This window comes from Aeromicrobium sp. REDSEA-S38_B2 (assembly GCF_001628525.1).
Classification (GTDB): Bacteria; Actinomycetota; Actinomycetes; order Propionibacteriales; family Nocardioidaceae; genus Aeromicrobium; species Aeromicrobium erythreum.
On sequence record NZ_LUNH01000003.1, the window covers coordinates 1 to 25,421 of the forward strand.

General features: G+C 71.4%; 27 protein-coding genes and 3 tRNA genes. 19 read left to right on the plus strand and 11 right to left on the minus strand.

What is annotated here, in order from left to right; genetic code table 11:
* Window positions 1-596 (minus strand): FadR/GntR family transcriptional regulator (locus tag A6Q81_RS00215; RefSeq protein ID WP_286689123.1); only part of this gene is annotated, 596 nt, incomplete at its 3' end.
* A 185-nt stretch (window positions 597-781) separates the two neighbouring features.
* On the opposite strand from A6Q81_RS00215, the gene A6Q81_RS00220 reads away from it, so the two are divergent.
* The 10 genes from A6Q81_RS00220 (at window position 782) to A6Q81_RS00265 (ending at window position 8,990) form a co-directional block, all read left to right on the plus strand.
* Window positions 782-1,813, plus strand: a complete 1,032-nt coding sequence (locus A6Q81_RS00220; RefSeq protein WP_286689124.1) for an ABC transporter ATP-binding protein — start codon at window positions 782-784, stop codon at window positions 1,811-1,813.
* 36 nt (window positions 1,814-1,849) lie between these two features.
* On the plus strand, window positions 1,850-3,025 hold the full coding sequence (locus A6Q81_RS00225) for an ABC transporter substrate-binding protein (protein ID WP_286689125.1): 1,176 nt from the start codon (window positions 1,850-1,852) through the stop codon (window positions 3,023-3,025).
* 1 nt (window position 3,026) lies between these two features.
* Window positions 3,027-3,947: an ABC transporter permease gene (locus tag A6Q81_RS00230; protein ID WP_286689126.1), complete on the plus strand. Its 921-nt coding sequence runs from the start codon at window positions 3,027-3,029 to the stop codon at window positions 3,945-3,947.
* A 9-nt stretch (window positions 3,948-3,956) separates the two neighbouring features.
* Entirely contained in the window at window positions 3,957-4,757 is an 801-nt protein-coding gene (locus A6Q81_RS00235) for an ABC transporter permease (RefSeq protein WP_067854680.1), read from the plus strand.
* An 85-nt stretch (window positions 4,758-4,842) separates the two neighbouring features.
* Entirely contained in the window at window positions 4,843-6,189 is a 1,347-nt protein-coding gene (locus tag A6Q81_RS00240) for an NAD-dependent succinate-semialdehyde dehydrogenase (RefSeq protein WP_286689127.1), read from the plus strand.
* Window positions 6,190-6,337: 148 nt separating this feature from the next.
* Entirely contained in the window at window positions 6,338-7,369 is a 1,032-nt protein-coding gene (locus A6Q81_RS00245; RefSeq protein WP_083516226.1) for a quinone-dependent dihydroorotate dehydrogenase, read from the plus strand.
* 73 nt (window positions 7,370-7,442) lie between these two features.
* A tRNA-Thr gene (locus A6Q81_RS00250) sits at window positions 7,443-7,515 on the plus strand.
* A gap of 27 nt (window positions 7,516-7,542) precedes the next feature.
* Window positions 7,543-7,616, plus strand: a tRNA-Met gene (locus tag A6Q81_RS00255).
* Between the two features lie 44 nt (window positions 7,617-7,660).
* Entirely contained in the window at window positions 7,661-7,831 is a 171-nt protein-coding gene (gene rpmG / locus A6Q81_RS00260; protein ID WP_055964149.1) for a 50S ribosomal protein L33, read from the plus strand.
* Window positions 7,832-7,964: 133 nt separating this feature from the next.
* Complete coding sequence (locus tag A6Q81_RS00265) at window positions 7,965-8,990, plus strand: UDP-N-acetylmuramate dehydrogenase (protein ID WP_067854686.1); 1,026 nt, start codon at window positions 7,965-7,967, stop codon at window positions 8,988-8,990.
* Between the two features lie 43 nt (window positions 8,991-9,033).
* Here the strand turns inward: A6Q81_RS00265 and A6Q81_RS00270 are convergent, their stop codons facing one another.
* Genes A6Q81_RS00270 through A6Q81_RS00285 form a run of 4 tightly spaced genes read right to left on the minus strand, consistent with a single transcriptional unit; the run spans window position 9,034 to window position 12,313 of the window.
* The gene (locus A6Q81_RS00270; RefSeq protein ID WP_067854688.1) at window positions 9,034-9,345 is read right to left on the minus strand and encodes a hypothetical protein; all 312 of its coding nucleotides are present in this window, start codon (window positions 9,343-9,345) and stop codon (window positions 9,034-9,036) included.
* Window positions 9,342-10,352 carry an adenosine deaminase gene (locus A6Q81_RS00275; protein WP_286689128.1) on the minus strand — a complete coding sequence of 337 codons (1,011 nt, stop codon included), beginning with the start codon at window positions 10,350-10,352 and terminating at the stop codon, window positions 9,342-9,344. The genes A6Q81_RS00270 and A6Q81_RS00275 overlap by 4 nt, the downstream gene beginning before the upstream one ends.
* Window positions 10,349-10,846, minus strand: coding sequence for a hypothetical protein (locus A6Q81_RS00280; protein ID WP_286689129.1), 498 nt, complete (start codon window positions 10,844-10,846; stop codon window positions 10,349-10,351). Before A6Q81_RS00280 ends, A6Q81_RS00275 begins: the two co-directional genes overlap by 4 nt.
* A 27-nt stretch (window positions 10,847-10,873) precedes the next feature.
* On the minus strand, window positions 10,874-12,313 hold the full coding sequence (locus A6Q81_RS00285; RefSeq protein WP_067854704.1) for an NAD-dependent malic enzyme: 1,440 nt from the start codon (window positions 12,311-12,313) through the stop codon (window positions 10,874-10,876).
* Window positions 12,314-12,834: 521 nt separating this feature from the next.
* Here A6Q81_RS00285 and A6Q81_RS00290 point away from each other — a divergent pair.
* The 5 genes from A6Q81_RS00290 to rplA all read left to right on the plus strand — a co-directional run bounded on the left by A6Q81_RS00290 (window position 12,835) and on the right by rplA (window position 15,333).
* A tRNA-Trp gene (locus A6Q81_RS00290) sits at window positions 12,835-12,910 on the plus strand.
* A gap of 45 nt (window positions 12,911-12,955) precedes the next feature.
* A complete protein-coding gene (gene secE / locus A6Q81_RS00295) occupies window positions 12,956-13,177 on the plus strand; it encodes a preprotein translocase subunit SecE (RefSeq protein ID WP_067854707.1) in 222 nt (73 codons plus the stop codon).
* A 30-nt stretch (window positions 13,178-13,207) separates the two neighbouring features.
* Window positions 13,208-14,032: a transcription termination/antitermination protein NusG gene (gene nusG / locus A6Q81_RS00300; RefSeq protein ID WP_067854710.1), complete on the plus strand. Its 825-nt coding sequence runs from the start codon at window positions 13,208-13,210 to the stop codon at window positions 14,030-14,032.
* 73 nt (window positions 14,033-14,105) lie between these two features.
* Entirely contained in the window at window positions 14,106-14,534 is a 429-nt protein-coding gene (rplK, locus tag A6Q81_RS00305) for a 50S ribosomal protein L11 (RefSeq protein WP_067854713.1), read from the plus strand.
* Window positions 14,535-14,616: 82 nt separating this feature from the next.
* Window positions 14,617-15,333, plus strand: coding sequence for a 50S ribosomal protein L1 (rplA, locus tag A6Q81_RS00310; protein WP_067854716.1), 717 nt, complete (start codon window positions 14,617-14,619; stop codon window positions 15,331-15,333).
* 88 nt (window positions 15,334-15,421) lie between these two features.
* Here rplA and A6Q81_RS00315 read toward each other — a convergent pair whose 3' ends face one another.
* The 6 genes from A6Q81_RS00315 to A6Q81_RS00340 all read right to left on the minus strand — a co-directional run bounded on the left by A6Q81_RS00315 (window position 15,422) and on the right by A6Q81_RS00340 (window position 21,529).
* Entirely contained in the window at window positions 15,422-16,282 is an 861-nt protein-coding gene (locus tag A6Q81_RS00315) for a histidine kinase dimerization/phospho-acceptor domain-containing protein (RefSeq protein WP_286689130.1), read from the minus strand.
* On the minus strand, window positions 16,275-16,973 hold the full coding sequence (locus tag A6Q81_RS00320) for a response regulator transcription factor (RefSeq protein ID WP_067854724.1): 699 nt from the start codon (window positions 16,971-16,973) through the stop codon (window positions 16,275-16,277). Before A6Q81_RS00320 ends, A6Q81_RS00315 begins: the two co-directional genes overlap by 8 nt.
* A 26-nt stretch (window positions 16,974-16,999) precedes the next feature.
* Window positions 17,000-18,850, minus strand: coding sequence for an Ig-like domain-containing protein (locus A6Q81_RS00325; protein ID WP_144433649.1), 1,851 nt, complete (start codon window positions 18,848-18,850; stop codon window positions 17,000-17,002).
* A 70-nt stretch (window positions 18,851-18,920) separates the two neighbouring features.
* A complete protein-coding gene (locus A6Q81_RS00330; RefSeq protein ID WP_067854726.1) occupies window positions 18,921-19,541 on the minus strand; it encodes a signal peptidase I in 621 nt (206 codons plus the stop codon).
* A gap of 166 nt (window positions 19,542-19,707) precedes the next feature.
* On the minus strand, window positions 19,708-20,235 hold the full coding sequence (locus A6Q81_RS00335) for a TasA family protein (RefSeq protein ID WP_067854733.1): 528 nt from the start codon (window positions 20,233-20,235) through the stop codon (window positions 19,708-19,710).
* 121 nt (window positions 20,236-20,356) lie between these two features.
* Window positions 20,357-21,529: a sensor histidine kinase gene (locus A6Q81_RS00340; RefSeq protein WP_067854735.1), complete on the minus strand. Its 1,173-nt coding sequence runs from the start codon at window positions 21,527-21,529 to the stop codon at window positions 20,357-20,359.
* Between the two features lie 129 nt (window positions 21,530-21,658).
* On the opposite strand from A6Q81_RS00340, the gene A6Q81_RS00345 reads away from it, so the two are divergent.
* The 4 genes from A6Q81_RS00345 (at window position 21,659) to A6Q81_RS00360 (ending at window position 25,418) form a co-directional block, all read left to right on the plus strand.
* Window positions 21,659-22,477, plus strand: a complete 819-nt coding sequence (locus A6Q81_RS00345; RefSeq protein WP_067854737.1) for an SCO4651 family lipoprotein — start codon at window positions 21,659-21,661, stop codon at window positions 22,475-22,477.
* A 232-nt stretch (window positions 22,478-22,709) separates the two neighbouring features.
* Window positions 22,710-23,315 carry a 50S ribosomal protein L10 gene (gene rplJ, locus A6Q81_RS00350; RefSeq protein ID WP_253025262.1) on the plus strand — a complete coding sequence of 202 codons (606 nt, stop codon included), beginning with the start codon at window positions 22,710-22,712 and terminating at the stop codon, window positions 23,313-23,315.
* A 56-nt stretch (window positions 23,316-23,371) separates the two neighbouring features.
* Entirely contained in the window at window positions 23,372-23,767 is a 396-nt protein-coding gene (rplL, locus tag A6Q81_RS00355; protein WP_286689131.1) for a 50S ribosomal protein L7/L12, read from the plus strand.
* Window positions 23,768-24,458: 691 nt separating this feature from the next.
* On the plus strand, window positions 24,459-25,418 hold the full coding sequence (locus tag A6Q81_RS00360; protein WP_067854749.1) for an ABC transporter ATP-binding protein: 960 nt from the start codon (window positions 24,459-24,461) through the stop codon (window positions 25,416-25,418).
* The last annotated feature ends 3 nt before the right edge of the window (window positions 25,419-25,421 follow it).

Sequence of the window (25,421 nt, forward strand, 5' to 3'; positions counted from 1 at the left end):
GGGTCGCGCAGCCCGAGCCGCAGCAGGGCCCCGAGCTCCATCTCCAGACGCATCACCTCACGGGCGAGGTGCGCGGAGTGCGAGAGCGCGGCGACGGCGAGGTGCAGCTCGGTGTCGGCGGCGCGGAGGGTGGTCGCGTCGGTCGTGCCCGGGTCGGGGAGGATCTCGCGGAGGTCCTCGACCTCCTCCACGTTCGCACGCTCCGCGGCGAGCTCGGCGCAGCCGCTGAGGACGGTCGCGTAGTGGATGCCGTGGTCGGCGATGTCGACGCGGGTCATCGCCGCGACGCGCCGCTCCAGCATCTCGTCGGCCGCGCCGACCGGACGGGTGACGAAGGAGCCGCCGCCGCGCCCCCGCGTCGTCGTGACGAGTCCCTGCGCACGCAGCGACACGAGCGCCTCGCGGGCGGTGACCGTGGCGACGCCGAGCATCGCCGCCAGCTCCGACTCGCTCGGCAGCCGCTCGCCGTCCTCCAGGATCCCCGAGCGGATGGCCTGCGCGAGCCGCTGCTCGACGCGCACGGCACGCCCCAGGTCGCCGATGGGCGCGAACACGGCCGTGCGCGCTCGGGTCGAGCGGCGTCGGACGGCGGCCATGCATCTCCTCGGGTCGACGTCCAGGCTCGGTCGGTGCGGGACGACGGTGGCACCTGTTTACCGGATGGTGACAGAAAGCTGTTTACATTTAACATCTGAAGCCATAGGTTTCTCGACGCGGACAGGGCTCACCAACCCTCCCGCCCCGGCGCGCACGGCGTCGGGACGCCCGCCGAAGGAGACCGATGAGCAGCACCGGCGCCACCCCCGCGATCCGCCTGACCGGGCTCCAGAAGCACTTCGGCGACGTCCGTGCCGTCGACGGCGTCGACCTCGAGATCGCCGACGGCGAGTTCTTCTCGATGCTCGGACCGTCCGGGTCGGGCAAGACCACGGTGCTGCGTCTCGTGGCCGGCTTCGAGCAGCCGACCGGCGGCACGGTGGAGCTCGCCGGTCGCGACGTCACGGGCACGGCACCCTTCGAGCGCGACGTCAACACCGTCTTCCAGGACTACGCGCTCTTCCCGCACATGAGCGTGCTCGAGAACGTCGCGTACGGGCTGCGCGTGCGCGGGGTCGGCAAGGCCGAGCGTCGCAGCCGCGCCCGCGAGGCCCTCGCGACCGTGCGCCTCGACCACGTCGCCGACCGTCGACCGACCCAGCTCTCCGGCGGGCAGCGCCAGCGCGTCGCCCTCGCCCGCGCGGTGGTCGTCCGTCCCAAGGTCCTGCTGCTCGACGAGCCCCTCGGCGCCCTCGACCTCAAGCTCCGCGAGCAGATGCAGGTCGAGCTGAAGCAGCTCCAGCGCGAGCTCGGCATCACCTTCGTCTTCGTGACGCACGACCAGGAGGAGGCGCTCACGCTGAGCGACCGGGTCGCCGTGTTCAACGACGGCCGCATCGTGCAGCTCGGCAGCCCCCAGGAGGTCTACGAGCGGCCCGTCGACGAGTACGTCGCCTCGTTCGTCGGCACCTCGAACCTGTTCGACGCCGAGGCTGCGCGCGCCGTCCTCGGCCGCGACGGTCGCTACGCGCTGCGCCCGGAGAAGATCCACCTCGCCGCCGAGCCCGACGCCGGTGCCGCGACCCCGGAGCACGACCGCGTCCGCGGCGTCGTCGCCGAGACCATCTACCTCGGCATCGGCCGCCGCGTCGTCGTCGACACCGAGCACGGGGCCCGCCTCGTCGTCCTCGAGCCGTCGACGGCGCCCGCCGCCGTCGAGCGGGGCGACCAGGTCGTCGCCTCCTGGCGTCACGCCGACCTCGTGACGCTCGCCTGACCCCCACCCACACCCATCGAAGAGGACGGAACCGAGATGATCCCCACGACCAGGAGAGGACGCGTCGGCGCACTCGCCGCCGCCGTCACCTGCAGCCTCGCCCTCGCCGCCTGTGGCGGGGGTGGCAGCGACGACGCCGCCACCGAGGCACCCACCAAGCTCGGCAAGAACGAGGGCCAGGTCTCGATCCTCGCGTGGCCCGGCTACGTCGAGGACGGCAGCAACGACCCCGACGCCGACTGGGTCACCGACTTCGAGAAGGAGACCGGCTGCAAGGTCACGAGCAAGGTCTACGGCACGTCCGACGAGGCGTTCAACCTCGCCAAGTCCGGCGACTACGACGTCGTCGCCGCGTCCGGCGACCTCACGCTGCGCATGGTCGCCGCCAAGGCCGCGGCCGAGGTCAACACCGACCTCGTGCCCAACTACGCCAAGGTCTTCGACTTCCTGAAGGACCAGGAGTGGAACACCGTCGACGGCAAGAACTACGGCGTGCCGCACGGCTACGGCGCCAACCTGCTGATGTACAACAGCGACGTCGTGAAGGACGAGCCGACGTCGTGGGACGTCGTGTTCGACAAGGGTGCGCAGTACAAGGGCAAGGTCACCGCCTACGACTCGCCCATCTACATCGCCGACGCCGCCATGTACCTCATGGCCAAGCAGCCGGAGCTGAAGATCGAGAACCCGTACGCCCTCGACGAGAAGCAGCTCGCCGCGGCAGTCGACCTCCTCAAGGAGCAGCGCGCCAACGTCGGCGAGTACTGGTCGGACTACCTGAAGGAGGCGTCGGCGTTCAAGACCGGCGACTCGGTCGTCGGCACCACCTGGCAGGTCATCGCGAACACGATCGACCAGGAGAACGTCAAGACGACGGTGCCCGAGGAGGGCGTCACCGGCTGGAACGACACCTGGATGATCGCCGCCAAGGCGAAGCACCCGAACTGCGCCTACGCGTGGCTCAACCACATCGAGGACCCGAAGACGAACGCGCAGGCCACCGAGTACTTCGGCGAGTCGCCGAACTCCGAGGAGGCCTGCGAGTTCGCCAGCGAGGGCTTCTGCGAGACGTACCACGCCGGTGACAAGGCCTACTCGGACAAGATCTGGTACTGGCGCACGCCCATCGAGCAGTGCCTCGACGGTCGCACCGACGTGAAGTGCACCGACTACTCGGACTGGACCAAGGCCTGGACCGAGATCAAGGGCTGACGTGACCCAGCCGAACACGCCCGCGGTGGCCGCTCCGTCCCCCTCCGGGGTCGGGGCGGCCACCCGCCGGGCCTCCTCCTTCCTCGCCACCCGGCCACGGCTGCGGCTCGGCCTGTTCCTCTCCGCGCCGCTCACCTGGCTCGTGCTGGTGTACGTGGTCGCGCTCGCGGCCCTGCTCGTCACCGCGCTCTGGTCGGTCGACGCGTTCACGGGCGAGATCGACCGCGGCCTCACGCTCGACAACCTGCGCGAGGTCGCGACCGAGTCGCTCTACCGGACCGTCACCCTCCGCACGCTCGGCGTCGCGGTGCTCGTGACCGTCATCGACGTCGCGATCGCTCTGCCCATCGCCTTCTTCATGGCCAAGGTCGCGTCGCCGCGCGCCCGACGCATGCTCGTCGTCGCGGTGCTGACGCCGCTGTGGGCCAGCTACCTCGTCAAGGCTTTCGCGTGGCGCTCGCTGCTCAGCGAGGGCGGTCTCGTCGACTGGGTGCTCGACCCGTTCGGCGCGCACAGCCCCGGCTACGGGCTCACGGCCGTCGTCATGACGCAGGCCTACATCTGGCTGCCGTACGTCATCCTGCCGATCTTCGCGGGCATGGAGCGCGTCCCCGACGCGCTGCTCGAGGCCGCGGGCGACCTCGGCGCCTCGGCCGGCACGACGGTCCGCACGGTCGTCATGCCGCTGCTGCTGCCCGCGATCGTCGCCGGCTCGATCTTCAGCTTCTCACTCACGCTGGGCGACTACATCAGCGTCAACATCGTCGGCGGCGCGAACCAGATGCTCGGCAACCTCGTCTACACGAACGTCGGCGCGGCCAACAACCTGCCGCTCGCCGCCGCCATCGCGCTCGTGCCCATCGTCATCATGCTCGGGTACCTCGCGGCGGTCCGTCGCACGGGCGCCCTGGACAACCTCTAGGAGCGCGCCGTGACCCTCAGCCCGACCTCGCGCCGAGCCCTGCTCGCCGTCACCGCCCTCGTGCTCGTGCTCATGTACGCGCCGCTGCTCGTCGTGGTCGCGAACTCCTTCAACCCCGACCCGTCGATGACGTGGCCGCCCGACGGCTTCACCACCGAGTGGTGGGTCCGGGCGTTCCACAGCGCGGGCGCCCGTGACGCGGTGCTGACGAGCGTCGAGGTGGCGCTCGCGTCGACGGCGGTCGCGCTGGTGCTCGGCACCCTCATGGCGTTCGCGCTGCAGCGCTTCCGGTTCTTCGGGCGCAACACCGTGAACCTGCTGGTGATCCTGCCGATCGCGCTGCCCGGCATCGTCACGGGCGTCGCGCTCAACAACGCGTTCCGCGGCATCCTCGCCATCGAGCTCGGCGTCGCGACCCTGGTGGTCGCGCACGCGACCTTCTGCATCGTCACCGTGTTCAACAACGTCGTCGCCCGGCTGCGGCGGATGGGCGGCAACCTCGAGGAGGCCTCGGCCGACCTCGGCGCGGGGCTCTGGACCACCTTCCGGCTGGTCACGTTCCCGCAGCTGCGCTCGGCGCTGCTCGCCGGCGGCCTGCTCGCGTTCGCGCTCAGCTTCGACGAGATCATCGTGACCACGTTCACCGCGGGCCCCGGCACCACGACGCTGCCGATCTGGATCCTCAACAACCTGTTCCGGCCCAACCAGGCGCCGGTCGTGGCCGTCGTCGCGGTCGTGCTCATCGTCGTGTCCGTCGTGCCGATCTGGATCGCCCAGCGCATCGCCGGCGAGGCCGAGACCGTCCGATGAGCGCACGCCTCGTCACCGGGCCGACCTCCGCGCCCTCCCGTAACGTCGGCCGTGCCGACACCGCCACCCCCTCGAAGGAGCACCGATGAGCCTGTACGCCGTCACGAACCCCGCCACCGGCGAGGTCGTCAAGGAGTACCCCACCGCCACCGACGCCGACATCGAGGCCGCGCTCGCGTCGGCCCACGAGGCCTACCGCGGCTGGTCGAAGAGCTCGACGGTGGCCGAGCGCGCCGCGCTCGTGCGCCGCGTCGGCGAGCTGCACGCCGAGCGCCGCCAGGAGCTCGCCGAGATCGCCCAGCGCGAGATGGGCAAGCCGCTCGAGGAGTGCCTGGGCGAGGTCGACTTCTGCACGGCCATCTACGAGTTCTACGCCGACAACGCCGAGCGCTTCCTGGCCGACGAGCCGCTCAAGCTGCTCGAGGGCGAGGGCTCGGCCGTCGTCAAGCGCAGCGCCGTCGGCGTGCTGCTCGGCATCATGCCCTGGAACTTCCCGTCGTACCAGATCGCCCGCTTCGCCGGCCCGAACCTGGCGCTCGGCAACACGATCGTGCTCAAGCACGCCCCGCAGTGCCCGGAGTCGGCCGAGGCGCTGCAGAAGATCTTCCTCGATGCCGGCTTCCCCGAGGGCGCGTACGTCAACATCTACGCGACCAACGAGCAGATCGAGGAGATCATCGGCGACAAGCGCGTCCAGGGCGTGTCCCTGACCGGCTCCGAGCGGGCCGGCGCCGCCGTCGCCGCGATCGCCGGACGCCACCTCAAGAAGGTCGTGCTCGAGCTCGGCGGGTCCGACCCGTTCATCGTGCTCGGCGCCGACGACCTCGACGCCACCGTCGAGCAGGCCGTCAACGCGCGGCTCGACAACACCGGCCAGGCCTGCAACGCGGGCAAGCGCTTCATCGTCGTCGAGGACCTCTACGACTCCTTCCTGGAGAAGTTCACCGCCAAGATCCTCGAGGCGGCCGACGGCATCGCACCGCTCTCGTCGAAGGAGGCCGCCGAGCGGCTCGCCGACCAGGTCGACCGCGCCGTCGAGCAGGGCGCCCACCTGGAGAGCCGCGGCGAGCGCGACGGTGCGTTCTTCCCGCCCGGCGTGCTCACGGGCGTGAAGCCCGGTGACGACGCCTTCCACGAGGAGCTGTTCGGACCGGTCGGCATCGTGTTCAAGGTCAGCTCGGAGGACGAGGCGGTCGAGCTCGCCAACGACACGCCCTTCGGCCTGGGCTCCTACGTCTTCACCGACGACCCCGAGCAGGCGCAGCGCGTCGCCGACCGCATCGAGGCGGGCATGGTGTTCGTCAACGGCGTCGGAGCCGAGGGTGCCGAGCTGCCGTTCGGCGGCGTCAAGCGGTCCGGGTTCGGTCGCGAGCTCGGACGCTTCGGCATCGACGAGTTCGTCAACAAGAAGATGATCCGCACCATCGCCTGATCTCGCCCTGCGAGACACCAGCGTCGTCGCGCGTCATGGGACGCCGCGGGCGGCGTCTCCTGGGTGCGTCGGTCCCGCTCCTCAACAGGGAGGGCGGGACCGACGTCGTCGTCGGGGTCGGTCCGGCGCCGGCACTAGGCTGGCGGTCGTGGTCTACGACGCGCTGTTCTCGACGGTCTTCGCCCGCATGGACCCGGAGGTCGCGCACGAGCAGGCCTTCCGGGCCATCCGCCTCGGAGGTCGGCTCGCGCGACCGCTCACGGCGGTCCCGCCCGCGCCGCGCACGGTGATGGGGCTGACGTTCCCGCACGCCTTCGGCCTGGCCGCCGGCTTCGACAAGAACGCCCGCGCGGTGCCCGGGCTGCTGGGCCTCGGGTTCGGCCACGTCGAGGTCGGCACCGTGACCGCCCGCCCCCAGCCCGGCAACCCACGCCCCCGGCTCTTCCGGCTCGTCGACGACCGCGCCGTCATCAACCGGATGGGCTTCAACAACGACGGCGCCGCCGTCGTCGCGGCCCGGCTGCACCGTCTGCGGCGCACCGCGGTCGGGGCAGACGCCGTGGTCGGCGTCAACATCGGCAAGACGAAGGTCGTGCCGGCCGAGGAGGCCGTCGCCGACTACGTCGAGAGCGCCCGGCTGCTCGCGCCCTACGCGAGCTACCTGGTCGTCAACGTCTCCAGCCCCAACACACCGGGTCTGCGCGACCTGCAGTCGGTCGACGCGCTGCGCCCCATCCTGGCCGCCGTGCGCGACGTCACCGAGCGTCTCCCGCAGGGTCGGCGGGTGCCGCTGGTCGTCAAGATCGCCCCCGACCTCGCCGACGCCGACGTCGACGCGGTGGCCGACCTCGCGCTCGAGCTGGGGCTCGACGGCATCAGCGCCACGAACACGACCATCGAGCGTCCCGCCTCGCTGCTGGCCGACCGCGCGACGATCGACGCGGCGGGCGCGGGCGGCCTGTCCGGCCCCGTGCTGGCCGACCGGGCCACCGAGGTGCTGACCCGTCTGCGCGACCGCGTGGGGGAGCAGGTGGCGCTCGTCGGGGTGGGCGGGGTGACCACGCCCGACGACGTCCGCGACCGGCTCGCCGCGGGTGCCGACCTCGTGCAGGCCTACACCGGCTTCATCTACGGCGGACCGCTGTGGCCGGCGCGTCTCGCGCGCGCTTGCAGGCCCTGAGGGCGTCACGGTCGAGGGGGGTACCCCCGATTTCGTCCTGCACGGGACTACCTGTAGTGTTGCTTCTCGGCTTGCCCCTTTAGCTCAGTCGGCAGAGCGTTTCCATGGTAAGGAAAAGGTCTACGGTTCGATTCCGTAAAGGGGCTCTGAGAGACGAGAACTCGTCCCTCCGTGGCTGGGTAGCTCAGGTGGTTAGAGCACACGACTCATAATCGTGGTGTCGCGGGTTCGAGTCCCGCCCCAGCTACCGCATCCCGGCAGCACCACCCCCAGACCAGAAGAGGCAGACCCGTGGCGAGCAAGAGCTCCGACGTTCGACCCAAGATCACCTTGGCTTGCACCGAGTGCAAGGAGCGCAACTACATCACCAAGAAGAACCGTCGCAACGATCCCGATCGTCTCGACCTCAAGAAGTTCTGCCCGCGCTGCAAGACCCACCAGGTCCACCGCGAGACCCGCTGAACCTCGTTCCTCCCGAGACCCCCGACCGCATGGTCGGGGGTCTCGTGCGTTGACGCCCTCCTGCGACGCGTCCCGCACGGGAGGGGGTGGACCGCGGGGAGGCGTGCTGGCGGTGAGGTCCTAGGCTCGACGCATGGAGCTCGCCGACGTCACCACGCTGCGCCTGGGTGGTCCCGCCCGCGACGTCGTGGAGGTGACGACGGAGGCCGAGCTGGTCGACGCCGTCCGCACCGCCGACGCCGCCGCGACGCCGTTGCTGCTCGTGGCGGGCGGCAGCAACCTGGTCGTCGACGACGCCGGGTTCGACGGCACGGTCGTGCTGGTCCGCACCCGCGGTGTCCAGGTCGAGGCGGACGCGTGCAGCGGTGCGCAGGTCGTCGTGCAGGCGGGGGAGCCGTGGGACGACCTCGTCGCCCTCGCGGTGGAGTCGGGCTGGGTCGGCATGGAGGCGCTGTCGGGCATCCCCGGATCCACGGGCGCGACCCCGGTGCAGAACGTCGGTGCCTACGGACAGGAGGTCGCGCAGACGATCGCCTGGGTGCGGGTGTACGACCGCACCCAGCAGAAGGTGCGCACGATCTTCGCCGTCGACTGCGGCTTCGGCTACCGGCACAGCCGGTTCAAGGCCGAGCCGGGACGCTACGTCGTCCTGGCCGTCGCCTTCCAGCTGCGCCTCGGCGACCTGTCGGCCCCGATCGCCTACGCCGAGCTCGCGACGCGGCTCGGTGTCGACGTCGGCGACCGCGCCCCGCTCGCCGACGTGCGCCGCACGGTGCTCGCCCTGCGCGGCTCCAAGGGCATGGTGCTCGACGCCGACGACCCCGACACCTGGAGCGCGGGCTCGTTCTTCACCAACCCCGTGCTCGACGCCGAGGCGGCCCAGCGGCTGCCCGAGGCCGCCCCCCGGTTCCCGCAGCCCGACGGCAGCGTCAAGACGAGCGCGGCATGGCTGATCCAGGCGGCGGGGTTCGAGCGCGGCCACGCCACGGCGGACGGCCGAGCCAGCCTCTCCACGAAGCACACGCTGGCCCTCACCAACCGCGGCGACGCCTCGAGCGCCGACGTCCTCGCGCTCGCCCGCGAGGTCCGCGACGGCGTGCGCGACGCGTTCGGGGTCACCCTGGTGCCCGAGCCGGTGCTCGTCGGCTGCGCGCTCTGAGACGTCCCTGCGCCGCGTCGCGCACCAGCGGGCGGACGGCCTCTCAGTAGCCGGTGTCGCGGCGCAGCGCCACCAGCTCGACGACGGCCCAGCCGACCAGGGCGAGCACGGCGAGGCCGAGCGCCGTGGTCGCCACCGCGCCCAGGACGACGCCGGCGCGGGCGCGGCTCGCTCCCGTCCAACGTCCCGGCTCGCGCTCGACGTCGCGCAGCACGCCGGCGCCCAGGTACCAGGCCCAAGGGCCGAGCAGCAGCGGCACCACGAGCAGTCCGCCGACGACCGACGCGAGCCCCGTCGCGTAGGCGCGCTCGGCGGCGGGGTGCCGTTCGGCCGCGCCAGGCCCCAACGGGCTCACGAGGTCCGCCAGCGCTCGATGCCGGTGAGTGCCTCGGCCTTGAGGTCGTCGGGGGCGTGGGAGCGACGGACCGACATCGCCGCGAGGGTCGCGAGCTCGTCGTCGCTGAAGTCCTGGGCGGCGCGCAGCACGTTGTACTGGCCCGCCAGGCGCGAGCCGAACAGCAGCGGGTCGTCGGCGCCCAGCGCGACGTCGACGCCGGCCTCGACGAGCGTGCGCACCGGCACCTCCTCGAGCGTGGCGTAGACGCCCAGCGAGACGTTCGACGTCGGGCACACCTCGAGCGCGACCCCGGCGTCGGCGACGCGCGACAGCACCGCAGGATCCTCGCTGGAGCGGACCCCGTGCCCGATGCGCGTGGGATGCAGGTGGTCGAGGCACTGGGTCACGTGCGCGGGGCCGAGCAGCTCGCCGCCGTGCGGCACGAGCGACAGGCCTGCCCGCTCCGCGATGGAGAAGGCGGGCGCGAAGGCGGCCGTGTCGCCGCGTCGCTCGTCGTTGGAGAGACCGAAGCCCACGACGCCGCGGCCCGCGTACTGGGCGGCCAGGCGGGCCAGCGTCCGCGCGTCGAGCGGGTGGCGCGTGCGGTTGGCCGCGACGACCACGGCCACGTGCGTGCCGGTCCGCTCGGTCGCGTCGCGTGCTGCGTCGATGACGAGGTCGGTGAACGCGGTGATCCCCCCGAACCGGGCCCCGTACCCCGACGGGTCGACCTGGATCTCGGTCCACACCGAGCCGTCGCGCGCGTCGTCCTCGGCGGCCTCGAGCACGAGCCGGTGGACGTCGGCCTCGGTGCGCAGGACCGACCGGGCCACGTCGTAGAGCCGCTGGAAGCGGAACCAGCCCTTCTCGTCGGTGGCGACGAGCTGCGGGGGCCACTCCTCGACGAGCGCCGGCGGGAGGCGGATGCCGTCGCGGTCGGCGAGCTCGACCAGCGTGGCGTGCCGCATCGACCCGGTGAAGTGCAGGTGCAGGTGCGCCTTCGGCAGCGTGACGACCGGCCTCACGCGGCGAGCGCCTCGTCGAGGTACGAACGGGCTCCGCCGGACTCGAGCCCGGCGCGCACCCGGTCGACGGTGGAGCGGCGCGCGAGCACGTGGAACAGCATCGAGGGCACCCCGGCCACGACGGCGAGCACGAACGGCCAGGGCCCCTCGTCGAGCGTGAACGCGAGCGCGATACCGAGGATCACCGGCACCTCGGTGACGACGAAGCGCAGGATCATCAGCGTCTGGTAGGTGGCGACGGAGCGTCGGCGTGCCTCCGCCTCGCCGAGCCCGGGCGGCAGCGGGGCGGCGCGGTAGCCGACGGCCTGCGCCAACGCGAACGCCGCGGCGACGAGCGCCAGCACGCCCAGGGCGACCGGGAGGGTGAGCCGACCCTCCGACGGTGGCAGCACCACGAGCACGGCGACGAGCACGAACAGGGGCGACGAGCAGAGCGCCAGCGCGAGTACGCGCAACGTCCGGCCGGGCGACGGGACGGCGTTCGCGGCACTCATGGAGCCACGGTAGCCGTCCCGCGCCGCTCAGGCCTCGTGTGCCTTCTCCACCGCGCGGGCGGCCTTCTCCACGGCGTCGGCGACCCGGTGGTGGACCTCCGGGTGGAACACGCTCGGGACGATGTAGTCGGCGTTCAGCTCGTCGTCCTCGACGCACGCGGCGATGGCCTCCGACGCCGCGAGCAGCACCGGCACCTCGATGCCGTGGCTGTGCGCGTCGAGCAGACCGCGGAAGATGCCCGGGAACGCGAGCACGTTGTTGATCTGGTTGGGGTAGTCCGAGCGTCCGGTGGCGACGACCCGCGCGTGCTGGCGGGCCAGCGACGGGTCGATCTCCGGGTCGGGGTTGGCCAGGGCGAACACGACGGCGTCGTCGGCCATGGTCTCGACGTCGGCGGCGTCGATGAGGCGCGGCGCGCTGACGCCGATGAAGACGTCGGCGTCGCGCAGGGCGTCCTTGAGGGTCCCCGTGACCCCGCGCGGGTTCGTGTTCTCGCCGATCCAGCAGAGGGTCGGGTCGGTGTCGCCGCGCTCGGTCGAGACGATGCCGTCGACGTCGCACACGACGACGTCGCTCAGGCCGGCACCGAGCAGCAGCCGCAGGATGGCGGTGCCGGCGGCGCCTGCGCCGACGAGGACCACGCGCACGTCCTCGAGCGACTTCTCGACCACGCGCAGCGCGTTGCGCAGGGCCGCGAGCACGACGATGGCGGTGCCGTGCTGGTCGTCGTGGAAGACGGGGATGTCCAGGCGCTCGCGCAGCCGTGCCTCGATCTCGAAGCAGCGGGGCGCCGAGATGTCCTCGAGGTTCACGCCGGCGAAGCCGGGGGCGACGGCGGCGACGATCTCGACGATCTGGTCGACGTCCTGCGTGTCGAGGCACAGCGGCCAGGCGTCGATGCCGCCGAAGGTCTTGAACAGGGCGGCCTTGCCCTCCATCACCGGCAGGGCGGCGTGCGGGCCGATGTTGCCGAGGCCGAGCACGGCCGACCCGTCGGTGACGACGGCGACGCTGTTGCGCTTGATGGTGAGTCGGCGCGCGTCCTCGCGGTCGGCGGCGATCGCCTGGCAGATGCGCGCGACGCCGGGCGTGTAGACCATCGACAGGTCGTCGCGGTTGCGCAGGGCGTGCTTCGACGCGGTCTCGATGACGCCGCCGAGGTGCATGAGGAACGTGCGGTCGGAGACCTTCTTGACCTCGACGTCGGGGATCGCGCGCAGCGCGTCGGTGATGCGGTCGGCGTGGTGCGTGTCGCCGGCGGCGATCGTCAGGTCGATGCGCAGCGCGTCGCCGCGCGACGCGGCCACGTCGAGCGCGGTCACGACGCCGCCGCTCTGCTCGACCGTGGTCGTGAGGTGGCCGACGGCGGTGCCGCCGGCCGGCACCTCCAGGCGGACGGTGATGGAGTGGGACACGTTCGGCGCGGGGGAGGCCCCGACCGCGCTCTCGGTCGTCGAGTGAGTCACGATCCCCAGTCATACGCCCGCCCGCCGGTTACCGGCCAGTCGCGCACATTGTGTTCACGCCGGGTGACCTTGCTGCTGCGCTGCTCGGCTCGCGCTGGGGGTGGCTTCCGAAAGTGCCTCGACCGGGTGGCCGGGTGCAATCCACTGACGAGGGGGCCGGCCGGTCGAACGCTTCTGCGTTCACGACGGGATCCCGTAGTCAACGCAGAAGCCTTCGATCTTCCGCACGCGAACGCAGATTCTTGCGTCCACGCGGGCCACAGCCCGAGATCCGAGGCCGGCCCCCACCAAGGTCACGACGAAGGCAGGCAGCGCAGCAGCGGGACGAGGCCCACCGCACCCGGCGCACCGGCGACGTCGACGAACCCGCGGGCAGCGCACCGGCCCGTCCGTCCCGAGGCGGTTCGACTCCGCCGCCTCCCACCCCGTACACTGGTCTGACCGGTGAGAAAGTCACGCTGTCTCGTCATGCCCTCGTCCCTGCCTGCAGGACGGGCGTGGTCGACCAGGGTCACCGGCAGACGGCACTAGCTCAACTGGCAGAGCATCGGTCTCCAAAACCGAAGGTTGGGGGTTCAAGTCCCTCGTGCCGTGCCAGCACGACGCACCACCAGACCAGCACGATCCAACGAAGGGAACACCGTGAGCGAGAGCCACGAGACGTCGGCCACGAAGGAGCGGCGCACCTCCCCGCTGACCTTCTACCGCCAGGTCGTCGCGGAGCTGCGCAAGGTCGTGTGGCCCACGCGACCGCAGGTCGTCAACTACTTCTTCGTCGTGCTCGTCTTCGTCCTGATCATGATGGCGTTCGTCGCCGGCCTGGACTACGGGTTCGGCAAGGCGATGTTCGCCGTCTTCGCGTGAACCCCAGACGCACACCCGCAGAGGAACCTTGTGACTGAACAGTCCCCCGAGACGAGCCCCGTCGAGGTCGAGGAGCTCTCCGACGTCGAGGCCGCCGACGAGGCGCCCGAGGTCGAGGAGACCACCGACGACCTCGACACGCTCGACGCACCCGACGAGACGGTCGACACCGACCAGGCCGACGAGGCCGAGGTCGACGCCGACCTCGAGGCCGACGCCCCCGTCGACGCCGCCCCGGTCGACGCCCTGGCGGAGTTCCGCGAGCGCCTGCACAGCCAGATCGGCGACTGGTACGTCGTGCACACGTACTCCGGCATGGAGAAGCGGGTCAAGGCGAACCTCGAGAACCGCATCACCTCCCTCAACGCCGAGGACTACATCTTCGAGATCGTGGTCCCGACCGAGGAGGTCGCCGAGATCAAGAACGGCCAGCGCAAGCTCGTCAAGCGCACCGTCCTGCCCGGCTACGTCCTGGTCCGCATGGACCTCACCGACGAGTCGTGGGGCGTCGTGCGCCACACGCCGTCGGTCACCGGCTTCGTGGGCAACTCCCACCAGCCCGTGCCCCTCAGCCTCGCCGAGGTGGAGCAGATGCTCGCCCCGGCGGTGGAGGCCGAGGTCGCCCAGCAGGCGGCCGACGCCCCCGAGCAGCAGCAGACGGCCTCGTCCCCCAAGGTCGAGTTCGCCGACTTCGCGACGGGCGACTCCGTCATGGTCGTCGACGGTCCGTTCGCCACGCTGCACGCGACCATCACGGAGATCAACCTCGACGCTCAGCGGGTCAAGGCCCTGGTCGAGATCTTCGGTCGCGAGACCCCGGTCGAGCTGAGCTTCACCCAGATCCAGAAGGTGTGACCCCGACGTCGGCCCGGCCGACGTCCGCCACCTCGACCCGCACCACCCATCCACCAGAAGGACCCGAAGAAGAATGCCTCCCAAGAAGAAGGTCGCAGCGCTCGTCAAGGTGCAGCTGCAGGCCGGCCAGGCCAACCCCGCGCCGCCCGTCGGCACGGCGCTCGGCCCGCACGGCGTCAACATCATGGAGTTCTGCAAGGCGTACAACGCCGCCACGGAGTCCATGCGCGGCAACGTCGTCCCCGTCGAGATCACGATCTACGAGGACCGTTCGTTCACGTTCGTCACGAAGACGCCGCCCGCGGCCGAGCTGATCAAGAAGGCCGCCGGCCTCGCGAAGGGCTCGCCCGTCCCGCACAAGGACAAGGTCGGCAAGCTCAGCAAGGACCAGATCCGCGAGATCGCCACGACGAAGCTCCCGGACCTGAACGCGAACGACATCGACCAGGCCATGAAGATCGTCGAGGGAACCGCCCGCTCCATGGGCGTCACCACCGACTGACCAACCCCCCACCGAGCAGTACGTGGCAGGGCCGGCTGGGCCCGCGAGACCACACCTGGTGCACAACCGAAGGAAGCCAGACATGACACAGCGCAGCAAGGCGTACCGCGCCGTCGCCGAGAAGATCGACCGCGACGCCCTCTACACCCCGCTCCAGGCCACCACGCTGGCCAAGGAGTCGGGCAGCAAGAACTACGACTCCACCGTCGACGTCTCCGTGCGTCTCGGGGTCGACCCTCGCAAGGCCGACCAGATGGTGCGCGGCACCGTCAACCTGCCCCACGGCACCGGCAAGACCGCCCGGGTCCTGGTCTTCGCCACCGGCGCCAACGCCGACGCCGCCCGTGAGGCCGGCGCCGACCACGTGGGTGCCGACGAGCTCGTGGAGCAGGTGAACGGCGGCTGGCTCGACTTCGACGCCGTCGTCGCCACGCCCGACATGATGGGCAAGGTCGGTCGCCTCGGCCGCGTCCTCGGCCCGCGCAACCTGATGCCGAACCCCAAGACCGGCACGGTGACCGTCGACGTCGCCAAGGCCGTCAGCGACATCAAGGGCGGCAAGGTGCAGTTCCGCGTCGACCGTCACGCGAACCTGCACTTCGTCATCGGCAAGGCCTCGTTCTCCGCCGAGCAGCTCGCCGAGAACTACGGCGCCGCCATCGAGGAGATCCTGCGTCTCAAGCCGGCCAGCTCCAAGGGCCGCTACCTGAAGAAGATCACGGTCTCCACGACCCAGGGTCCGGGCGTCCCGGTCGACCCGTCGCACCTGCGCAACTTCGCGGCGGCCGACGAGGCCTGAGCCTGCGTCGTCCCACCCAGGACCCCCTCCGCCGACGCGGAGGGGGTCCTGTGCGTGTGGGCGGCCCCCTGGTGGCCGCCGTCGCTGGTCAGGCGGACGGGCAGCGCCGGGGGAGGATCAGCTGCAGCTGCGACCCGGGGGCGTCCGGCACGGTCAGGTAGCCGCCGACGGCCTCGGCGGTGGTGGCCGCGGCGGTCAGGCCCGCGTCCTGGGCGGCCGCGTCGTCGCCGTGCAGGATGCCCACGGGCACCCGTCGTCCGCCGAGGTCGCCGACGCGCACGTGCACGACGTCGCGCAGCTGCGCCACGTCGACGGTCACGGTGCCGCTGCCCCGGGTGGCGGCGTGCGCCACCAGGGCGTCGACGACCTGGCGCACCGGCTCGGAGGCCACGCGCGCCCGCACGGGCGCCGCAGCGCCCAGCACCAGCCCGCGGCCCTGGTCCGACAGCGGCTCGCGCCACCGGTCGACGACGGTGGAGGTCAGCGCGACGAGGTCGACGTCGAGCTCCTCGGCCGTGCTGACGTCGCGTCGCTCCTCGAGCAGGTCGGCGACCGCCGCGCCCAGCCGGTCGACCTCGCCGATGGCGCGCTCCAGCTCGACCGTGATCTCGGCCGGCACCTGCTCCCAGCGGGTCAGGTCCTCCAGGGAGAGGCGTAGGGCGGTGAGCGGGGTGCGCAGGTCGTGGGAGGCGCTCACGGCGATCGCGCGCTCGCGGTCGACCTGGCCGTCGAGCCGGTCGGTCGTCTCCTGCAGGGTGCGGCCGAGGTCGTCGAACGGTCGGGTCACGTGCCGGGCGGCGACGAGGCCGACCACTCCCGCGAGCACGGCGGCTGCGAGCGCGGCGGCCACGTGCGCGAGCACGCCGTGGTCGGCGAGGTCGGACGTCGTCGACAGCAGCAGCACGAGCAGGGCCAGGCCGACGAACGCTGCGACCAGCCGCTCACGCATCGGCGCCGCCGGTCTCCCAGCGGAAGCCCACGCCCCGCACGGTGACGAGCCGCGCCGGTGCGTCGGCGTCCTCGAGCTTCTGGCGCAGCCGTCCGATCGTCGTGTCGAGGGTCTTCGTGGAGCCGAACCAGTTCTCGTCCCACACCTCGTCCATCACGCGCTCGCGCGTGACGACGCTCCCGCCCGCGGACTCGACCAGGGCGAGCACGTCGAACTCCTTGACGGTCAGCCCGAGCTCGGTGCCGTCGACCCAGGCGCGGCGCGTGTCACGGTCGACCCGGACGCCGCCGGCGACCGGGTCGTCGGGGACGGCCGGTGCGGTCCGCGCCGTGCGCCGCAACAGGGCACGCACCCGGGCCAGCAGCTCGGCGAGGGCGAACGGCTTCGGCAGGTAGTCGTCGGCGCCGACGTCGAGGCCGACGACGCGGTCGAGCTCGCCGCCACGCGCGGTCAGGATCATGACGCCGCCGTCGTAGCCGGACGCCCGGGCCCGCCGGCAGACCTCGAGCCCGTCGACGTCGGGCAGGCCGAGGTCGAGCAGGACGAGGTCGACGGTCTCGGCGGCGAGCCGCTCGAGGGCCTCGCCGCCGGTCGCGACACGCTCGACGACGTAGTCCTCGCGCTCCAGGGTGCGCACGAGCGGGGCGGCGATCTGGTCGTCGTCCTCGACGACCAGCAGGGTGGGCGACATCTCAGGAAGCATACGGTCGGTCCGCCTCAGAAGTCTCGGTCGGCGGTGCCGGTCTCGGTGGCCGGCGCGGTGGAGCACTTCTGACCGGTCAGGTCCGTGGCGCTGGCCGAGGGGCTCCAGACCATCGTGGCCGCGGTGGTCACGGTGCGCAGGCCCGTCCCCGAGCTCACCGCACCGAGCCGGATCGTCACCACCGTGCGCGTCGCCGTGCCCACGGTGACGGTGCTGGCCGTGACGGTCCCGTTCCACTGCAGGGTCTTGCCGTTCTTCAGGTAGTCGGCCCGCAGGTTGATGCTGCCGAGGTTCAGGCCGGGCACGTCGAGCGTGTCGTCCCTCGAGCCGAAGCCGACGGAGGAGACCGCCCCGTCGCGAAGCCGCACCGTGACGGCCCGCGCCGTCCCGTCCCACCCGGCCACGAGCGACGCGGGGGAGACCTTCTCGCTGTACGTGAGCGTGACGGTGTCGCCGCTGTCGAGCCGGCCCACGGTCCCGCCGCCGTTGGCGGCCTGCACGTCGAGGGCGCGCACCGGGCTGTTGTCGACGACCCGGCCCGCGACGATGCTCGAGACGGTCGTCGTGCCGCGGGCGTCCAGCAGCACGGCGCGCAGGTCGATGCTGCCGTCGGCGACCGTCCTCGTGTCGAAGGCGCAGCTGTAGGGCGCGGTCGTGTCGGTGCACACGTCGGTCCAGGTTCCACTGCCGGCGACGGCGCGCTGGATCCGCACCGACGTCGCGCCGGCGGGGGCGTTGGCGCTCGCGGCGAGCGTGACGGTCCCGGTGAGGTACGTGCCCGGGTCGGTCATCGACACCGAGGAGACGGTGTTGTCGACGACGCGTCCGGTCACGACCGCGGAGGTGGTCTGCAGGCCGACGCCGTCGGTCGCGACGGCGCGGACGGAGTAGGTGCCGTCGGGCAGTGCGGTGGTGTCGAAGCGGCACGACCACGGAGCGGCCGTGACGGTGCACAGCGAGCGCCAGGTGCCGGAGGTCCCCGCCACGTACTGCAGGTCGACCGTGTCGACGCCCGCTCCGGCGTCCGACGCCGTCGCCGCGAACGTGCGCACACCGCTGAGCGGCGTGCCGGGGTCGACCATGGTGACCGTGGGGCGGGTGTTGTCGACGAGCACGTCGGTCTGCACGACGGACGTGTAGGTCGTCACGCCGGCCACGACCGCGGCGCGCAGGTCGTAGGACCCGTCGGCGAGGCTCGCGGTGCTCCACTGGCAGGTCGCGACGTTCGAGACCAGCAGGACCCCGGTGCAGGCCGTCGTCCAGCGGCCGGAGCCGGCCGGTGCGTACTCCAGGCGCGGTGTGCCGAACGGCAGGCCCGCGTTGTAGACGGTCATGGTCGCCGTGACGGTGCCGCTGACGGCGTCGGCGACGGGCGACAGCGCGATGGCGAAGCTGTTGGCCACGTAGGTGCGGACGACGTCGGAGGTCGTGCTGTAGCCGGCGCGGTCGGTGGCGACCGCGCGCAGGTCGTACGGACCGTCGGGGGTGGTGCCCGTGCGGGTGTCCCACGCGCAGGAGTACGGCGCCGTCGTGTCGGTGCACAGCGTCGTCCAGGTGGCGGCGTCCGCGGCCTGGTACTGCACGACCACCTGCGCGACCCCGGACTGTGCGTCGCTCGCGGTCGCGGCGATCGTCGCCGTGCCGCTCACGCTGCCGCCGGTCGGCGGGGTGACGGCCACGGTGGGCGGCGTCCAGTCCGCCGCGGCGGTCACGGTGCTAACGGAGTTCATCGTGCGGGCCGTGAACGTCGCCGACGAGAAGCCGGTCGCGGAGACCGCGACGGCGACGAGGACCGCCACGAGACCTACCAGGGGCAGGCGGCGCCGGGCAGGCGCCGGAGCGAGGTGGCGGGCGTTCATCGGCATGTCTCCCACGCTACGAAGAGGGGCTCCACAGGACGGTCACGCGCAGGTCACGCGCGCTCCACGAAGCAGGTCAGGGGGTGGCGGGCGCGACGCTCGACGGTGCCAGCACCTGCTCGGCCCGCGCCCGACGGTCGCGGCCGCGTCGACCCTCGCGGAGGGCCCGGAGGAGCTCCACGGCGCTGGCGAGCGCGACGAGGCCGGCGGGCACGCCGAGGACGAGCACGCGCACGTCGCGGTCGGCGAGGGCGACGAGCACCCAGCCGACGTGGGGCACGTGGTGCCGGACGACGGGCTGCGTGGGCGCGGTGAGCGAGAACCGCCAGGGGTCGGGCTGCGGGTTCGCATCACCCTGCGTCCGGAGCAGGCGGCCACCGCCCTCCGCGGTGCCGATCTCGATGATGCGGTGCGTCACGAGGTTGGGGACGCCGCTGTCGGCGGGAGGCTGGTAGGTGATCACGTCGCCGACGGCGAGGTCCGCGACCGGCACGGCCTTCTCGAGGACGATCGAGCCCTTGTCGATGGTCCCGGTCATGGAGCCACCGGTGATCACGTAGCGCTGGTAGCCCAGGAGGCTCGGCGCGAGGTAGGCCAGACCGGCGAGGGTCGCCACGACCAGGAGCGCGTTGACCGCCGAGGAGGTGACGCGGCGTGCGGTGCGACGCTCGACGCGGTGCTGCGCTGAGGTGCTCATGGTGCTCTCCCTGCTGGCGGTGGACGGGCCGTGGTGGCTGGTGGCGGTGGAGGTGGTTCGAGGAGGCGCGCGACGGGCGCGCCCCCTCGGGCCCGGCGCTGCGGCCCTCCCCGCGTGCCGGGCGACCCGGACGTGACCCTCCCTCCACGTCACGTCCGGGCTGGTCTCACTGGTTGGTGGTGGTGGCGGCGAGCTGCGTGGAGTCCCAGCTGTAGGCGGCCGAGGCGGTCTTGCCCTGCTGCGTGTTGTCCGCCGTGTCGGCCAGGCGCACCGAGAAGGTGTAGGAGCTGGCGACGCCGGGGTCGACGGTGCCGAGCGGGTTCTTCTGGCCGTCGGTCAGGCCGCCGAAGTTGCCGTCGTAGACCTTCGTGCCCGTCGTGGTGTTGGTGATGGTGAGCGAGAGCGCGTTGTCGGCGAAGCCGTTCGTCGAGGACGTCTCGGTCAGGCTGAACGAGGCCGGCAGCGAACCGGTGTTCGTGATGGTGAGGCTGCCGTTGACGACGTCGCCGGGCTTGATGTTCGACAGCGAGAAGACCGCCGCGTTGTTCTTGGAGTTCGTGTGCGTCAGGGTGCCCGACGTCACCGAGCTGATCGTGTTCGCCGTGCTGGAGGTGAACGTCGCGCCCGAGCCGATGGCGACGGCGCCGGCGGCGAGCAGGGTGGCGAGGGGGAGGAGGACCTTCTTGGTGTTCATGGTGTGGCTTCCTGTGCGGTGCTGCGTGATCGAGGTGATGTCGACGACGCTACGGAGCCGAGATCCACAGAAGTCCCCCACGAGATCCCCACGCACTCCACGTCTGGGAACCGGTCGGCGGCTACCCCGCGGGAAGCTCGAACCACACCGCCGCGCCACCGGCCGGGGAGTCCTCCGCCCCGACCCGGCCGCCGTGGGCCTGCACGAGCCGACGCGTCGTCGCCAGGCCGATGCCGTGGCTGTCGGGGTCGTCGCCGCGGTCGTACAGGTCGAAGACCTCCCGTCGCCGCTCGGGCTCGATGCCCCGGCCGTTGTCGGCCACCGTCACCCGCCAGGCGTCGCCGTGGCGGTGCGCGGTCACGCTCACCTGTGCCGGGACGCCGGGGCGCGTGAACTTCAGCGCGTTCGTGAGCAGGTTCAGCACGACGGAGTACAGCATGTCCGCGTCGGCGCGGACCGTCGGCAGCATCCCGACCGTCACCGTCGCGCCACCCTGGCGCACCACGGGCTCGAGGTCGGTCAGGGCGAGGGTGAAGACGTGCTCCAGCGGGGTGTCGACGAGGGAGAGGCGTCCGCCGCGCACGGCGAACTCGAGCATCTCCTCGATCATCCGGTTCATGCGACGGCCGGCGTCGGAGACCGCCCGCACGACCGTGCCGAGGTCCCCGCGGGTGGCGACGACCGGCTCGGTCTCCAGAAGCTCCACGTTGGCGAGGATCGCGGTGAGCGGGCTGCGCAGGTCGTGGCTCACCTGCCCGGCGAAGAGCGCCAGGTGGTGGTTGGCGCGCTCGAGCTCCCGGGTGCGCAGCCTCAGCTCCAGCACGTCCATGACCTGCTCGGCCACGGTGCGCAGCGACGTCTCCTGCTCCGGGGTGAGCTCGCGCGCGGACTCGTCGAACAGGCACAGCCGTCCGAGGTGCACGCCGTCGGGCGTCACCAGCGGGGCCGACGCGTAGAACCGGACGGCTCCGATGACGCCCGTGACGAACGGGTTGGTCCGGAAGCGCTCGTCCACGGTGGCGTCCGGCACCACGACGGCGTCGCGCTCGGCCATCACCGCCGCGCACATCGAGTCCGACCGCGAGCACACCGACGGTGCGATCCCCGCCGTGGCGACGATCTGGTGCTGCTGGTCACGCGTGATGATGTTGATGGCCGCGCTGGGCACGTCGCAGGCCTGCGCCGCGAGGTCGACGAGCGCCTGCAGGTCGCGACCGACCGGCTCGGTGAGCACCGCGTAGCGCGCGAGCTCCTGCTCCTGCTGGTCGGTGGTGCCTCCGACGACCTCGATCACGTGTCCTCCTCGCCGTACGTCACGACGCCGCTGCGTGTGACGGGGGTCTCGTCGCGCATGCCAGGATGCCCCCGCGGGAGACCATCCGTCACCTCGCGTACCCCTTCGAGCGGCAGGTACGCTCCAAACATGAACCTTCGCCTCAAGAAGACCACCGCGGCGCTGGCCCTCGTGCTGGCCGCCGGCACCACCCTCGCCGCGTGCGGCGGTGACGACTCCTCCCAGGCGAAGGGCGACTCGTCCTCCGTCGGCGAGAAGGCGTCGACCACGCTCACGAAGGACAACTTCTTCACCGAGGTCTCCCAGGCCCAGCAGGACGCCAAGACCAGCCACGTCGAGATGGACTTCGGCGTCAGCGGCCAGGAGATCAAGGCCAGCGGCGACGTCGCGGTCGCGAAGGACGTCGCCGACACGAAGATGGCGATGAAGATGTCCGCCGGCGCGCAGGGCGACATCGAGATGCGTCTCGTTGACGGCGTGTTCTACATGAACATGGGCCCGATGACGCAGAACAAGTTCGCGAAGATCGACCTCAACGACACGAGCAACCCGATCGGCAAGCAGTTCAGCGGCCTGCTGGACAGCGTCGACCCCTCCAAGCAGATCGAGCAGCTGCAGGGCTCGATCACGAGCTTCGAGCAGAAGGGCGCGGCCAAGCAGATCGACGGCGTCGAGGCCAAGCCGTACGTCGTCGGCGTCGACTCCCAGAAGATCGTCTCCCAGCTGGGCGCGGCCGGCGCGGGCGCGTCGTCGCAGCTGCCGAAGGAGATCGTCTACACGATGTGGATCGGCCCTGACAACCTCCCGCGTCGCATCACGCTGGACCTCGCGGGCACGGCGATGACGATGGACTACAGCAAGTGGGGCGAGGACGTCTCCATCGAGGCGCCCGCGCAGGACCAGATCTCCGACGTCGACCTCGGCCAGATGGGCGCAGGCTCCCTGTAGGTCCCTGCACGCCCTCGCCGAGCCCCCGTCGCACCGGATTTGGTGCTGCGGGGGCTCGTGCGTAGACTGGACCAGCCGAAGACCGCTGGTCGGGTCCCACCTGGGTCCCGTGAAGTGCCTCGAACGGGGCGGCCCGCGCAGGTGTCCTCATGGTGGTGGGTTCCCAGAGCCTCCCGACGTGCGCATCCCTGCATGGCGTCGGTCGTAGGCAACGACCACCTGAAGGAGACCCATGGCAAACGCGGAGAAGGTCGCCGCCGTCGCCGAGCTCACGCAGAGCCTGCGCGAGTCGGACGGCATCGTCCTCACCGAGTACCGCGGTCTCACCGTGAAGCAGCTGCAGGAACTGCGGCGCTCGCTCGGTGAGGGTGCGAGCTATGCCGTCGCCAAGAACACGCTGACCAAGATCGCGGCCCGCGAGGCCGGGGTCGAGCTGTCCGAGGACCTGCTGACGGGTCCGACCGCCATCGCCTTCATCAAGGGCGATGTCGTCGAGGCGGCGAAGGGTCTGCGTGACTTCGCGAAGGCCAACACCACCCTCGTCATCAAGGGAGGCTTCCTCGACGGGAAGGCTCTCGACGCCGACGAGGTCAAGAAGCTGGCGGACCTCGAGTCGCGCGAGGTCCTCCTCGCCAAGCTCGCGGGCGCGATGAAGGGCAGCCTTCAGAACGCCGTGTCGCTCTTCAACGCCCCCCTCGCCCAGACGGCCCGCCTCGTGGCGGCCCTCGAGGCGAAGAAGGCCGAGGAGGCGCCTGCCGCCGACACTGCCGACGAGGCCCCCGTGGCCGAGACGGCGCCCGAGGTCGAGGCTTCCGCCGAGACCGACTCCGAGGGCTGAACGCCCGATTCACATCGGGACCCCCTCGGGGTCTCACCAACGAAAGGACGCCAATCATGGCGAAGCTCAGCACCGACGAGCTGCTCGACGCATTCAAGGAACTGACCCTCATCGAGCTCTCCGAGTTCGTGAAGGCCTTCGAGGAGACCTTCGAGGTCACCGCCGCTGCCCCCGTGGCCGTGGCTGCTGCCGGCGCCCCCGCGGCCGCCGGTGGCGACGCCGGTGACGCCGCCGCCGAGCAGGACGAGTTCGACGTCGTCCTCGAGTCGGCCGGCGACAAGAAGATCCAGGTCATCAAGGAGGTGCGCGGTCTCACGAGCCTCGGCCTGAAGGAGGCCAAGGACCTCGTCGAGGGCGCTCCGAAGCCCGTCCTGGAGAAGGTCAACAAGGAGACCGCCGACAAGGCCAAGGAGGCCCTCGAGGCCGCCGGCGCCACGGTCACGCTCAAGTGATCTGAGGCTGTCAGCCTGACGTCCGCAGTGACGTCGACGAGGACCCCCGTCGCCCCGGGACACCGGGTGCGGCGGGGGTCCTTCGCGTCCGCCCGGCAGGGCCACTCGTCCCGAGCGTCCCTGTGTCGTCGGCACGCGGACGCAGAACGCTGCTCGAGATCCACAGCACCGCAGACGCACGACCCTGCATTCGTGCGTACCAGGGCGAACCTCTCTGCGTCCGCGCCGGGATACCGCAGCGGACGCAGCATCCCTGGGGTCCCAGCGCACGGACGCGGAACCTCGTGCTCGACGCGACCCCGGTCCGAGATCACGTGCACCGCGGCTCGCTCCCACCTCCACACGAACCCACACCGCTGCGGGCGCGGACCGCCGACGACCGCACCCCTCGGACCCACCGGTCACGGGTCGAAAGTCCCTGCGCCGGCCTCGACGACGGCCGCGTAGCAGCCCCGTGACGGCGCGGGCGACGAGTCATGACGGTGCCGTCCACGTGACGGATGCCACCTTTGTCACCCCGAGTTGCATGAGGTACGGTCGCTGAGACCTGCGACACGTTACTGACGAGTCAACTCATGAGGGAGTTCTCGTAACCGGCGTCGCACAGTGTCGTTACAATAGGTGGTCCGGGTCACATCGACCCGGACCCCGTGGTGAGTGTCCGGGTCGCGCTGGAGTGGAGGAGGGGTCCGTGGGCGTCGAGGTCAAGGTCGAGAACCTGACGAAGAGCTTCGGGTCGCAGCTGATCTGGGGAGACGTCTCGTTGACGCTGCCCGCGGGTGAGATCTCGGTGATGCTGGGTCCGTCGGGTACGGGCAAGTCGGTGTTCCTGAAGTCGCTGATCGGTCTGCTGAAGCCCGACGAGGGCCACATCTGGATCGAGGGCGTCGACATCGCGACGTGCAAGGAGAAGGACCTCTACGAGATCCGCAAGCTGTTCGGCGTGCTGTTCCAGGACGGCGCCATGTTCGGCTCGATGAACCTCTTCGACAACTGCGCGTTCCCGCTGCGCGAGCACACCCGCAAGTCCGAGTCCGAGATCCGACAGATCGTCATGGACAAGATGGACATCGTGGGTCTGGCCGGCGCGGAGATGAAGCTGCCCGGCGAGATCTCCGGCGGCATGCGCAAGCGCGCCGGCCTGGCGCGCGCCCTCGTCCTGGAGCCGGAGATCCTGCTCATCGACGAGCCCGACTCCGGCCTCGACCCGGTGCGCACCGCCTACATCAACCAGCTCTTCATCGACCTGAACGCGCAGATCGACGCGACGTTCCTGATCGTCACGCACGACATCAACTCCACGCGCACCGTCCCGGACAACATCGGCCTGCTCTACCACAAGCACCTGGCGATGTTCGGCCCGCGCGAGATGCTCCTGTCCTCGACCGAGCCGGTCGTGGCGCAGTTCCTCAACGCCCAGCGCGTCGGCCCGATCGGCATGTCCGAGGAGAAGGACGCCGCCGAGCTGGCCGCGGAGGCCGAGCTCGACATGCCGCCCCTGCCGCCGATCCCGCGCCAGCTCGAGCCCTCCGACGGTCGTCCGCGGGCCGGGCAGCGCGAGCCGGGCGCCTGGTGCCGCGAGCACGGGATCACGCCGCCCCCCGGCTCCTTCGAGGAGAACATGAGCCTCGCGCCGGGTGCCACGGCGTGAGCG

Coding starts and splice junctions, on each gene's coding strand:
- A6Q81_RS00220 (WP_286689124.1), top strand. CDS start 782: ATGAGCAGCACCGGCGCCACCCCCGCGATCCGCCTGACCGGGCTCCAG.
- A6Q81_RS00225 (WP_286689125.1), top strand. CDS start 1,850: ATGATCCCCACGACCAGGAGAGGACGCGTCGGCGCACTCGCCGCCGCC.
- A6Q81_RS00240 (WP_286689127.1), top strand. CDS start 4,843: ATGAGCCTGTACGCCGTCACGAACCCCGCCACCGGCGAGGTCGTCAAG.
- A6Q81_RS00265 (WP_067854686.1), top strand. CDS start 7,965: ATGGAGCTCGCCGACGTCACCACGCTGCGCCTGGGTGGTCCCGCCCGC.
- A6Q81_RS00280 (WP_286689129.1), bottom strand. CDS start 10,846: ATGAGTGCCGCGAACGCCGTCCCGTCGCCCGGCCGGACGTTGCGCGTA.
- rplK (WP_067854713.1), top strand. CDS start 14,106: ATGCCTCCCAAGAAGAAGGTCGCAGCGCTCGTCAAGGTGCAGCTGCAG.
- rplA (WP_067854716.1), top strand. CDS start 14,617: ATGACACAGCGCAGCAAGGCGTACCGCGCCGTCGCCGAGAAGATCGAC.
- A6Q81_RS00315 (WP_286689130.1), bottom strand. CDS start 16,282: ATGCGTGAGCGGCTGGTCGCAGCGTTCGTCGGCCTGGCCCTGCTCGTG.
- A6Q81_RS00320 (WP_067854724.1), bottom strand. CDS start 16,973: ATGTCGCCCACCCTGCTGGTCGTCGAGGACGACGACCAGATCGCCGCC.
- A6Q81_RS00325 (WP_144433649.1), bottom strand. CDS start 18,850: ATGCCGATGAACGCCCGCCACCTCGCTCCGGCGCCTGCCCGGCGCCGC.
- A6Q81_RS00330 (WP_067854726.1), bottom strand. CDS start 19,541: ATGAGCACCTCAGCGCAGCACCGCGTCGAGCGTCGCACCGCACGCCGC.
- A6Q81_RS00335 (WP_067854733.1), bottom strand. CDS start 20,235: ATGAACACCAAGAAGGTCCTCCTCCCCCTCGCCACCCTGCTCGCCGCC.
- A6Q81_RS00345 (WP_067854737.1), top strand. CDS start 21,659: ATGAACCTTCGCCTCAAGAAGACCACCGCGGCGCTGGCCCTCGTGCTG.
- rplJ (WP_253025262.1), top strand. CDS start 22,710: ATGGCAAACGCGGAGAAGGTCGCCGCCGTCGCCGAGCTCACGCAGAGC.
- rplL (WP_286689131.1), top strand. CDS start 23,372: ATGGCGAAGCTCAGCACCGACGAGCTGCTCGACGCATTCAAGGAACTG.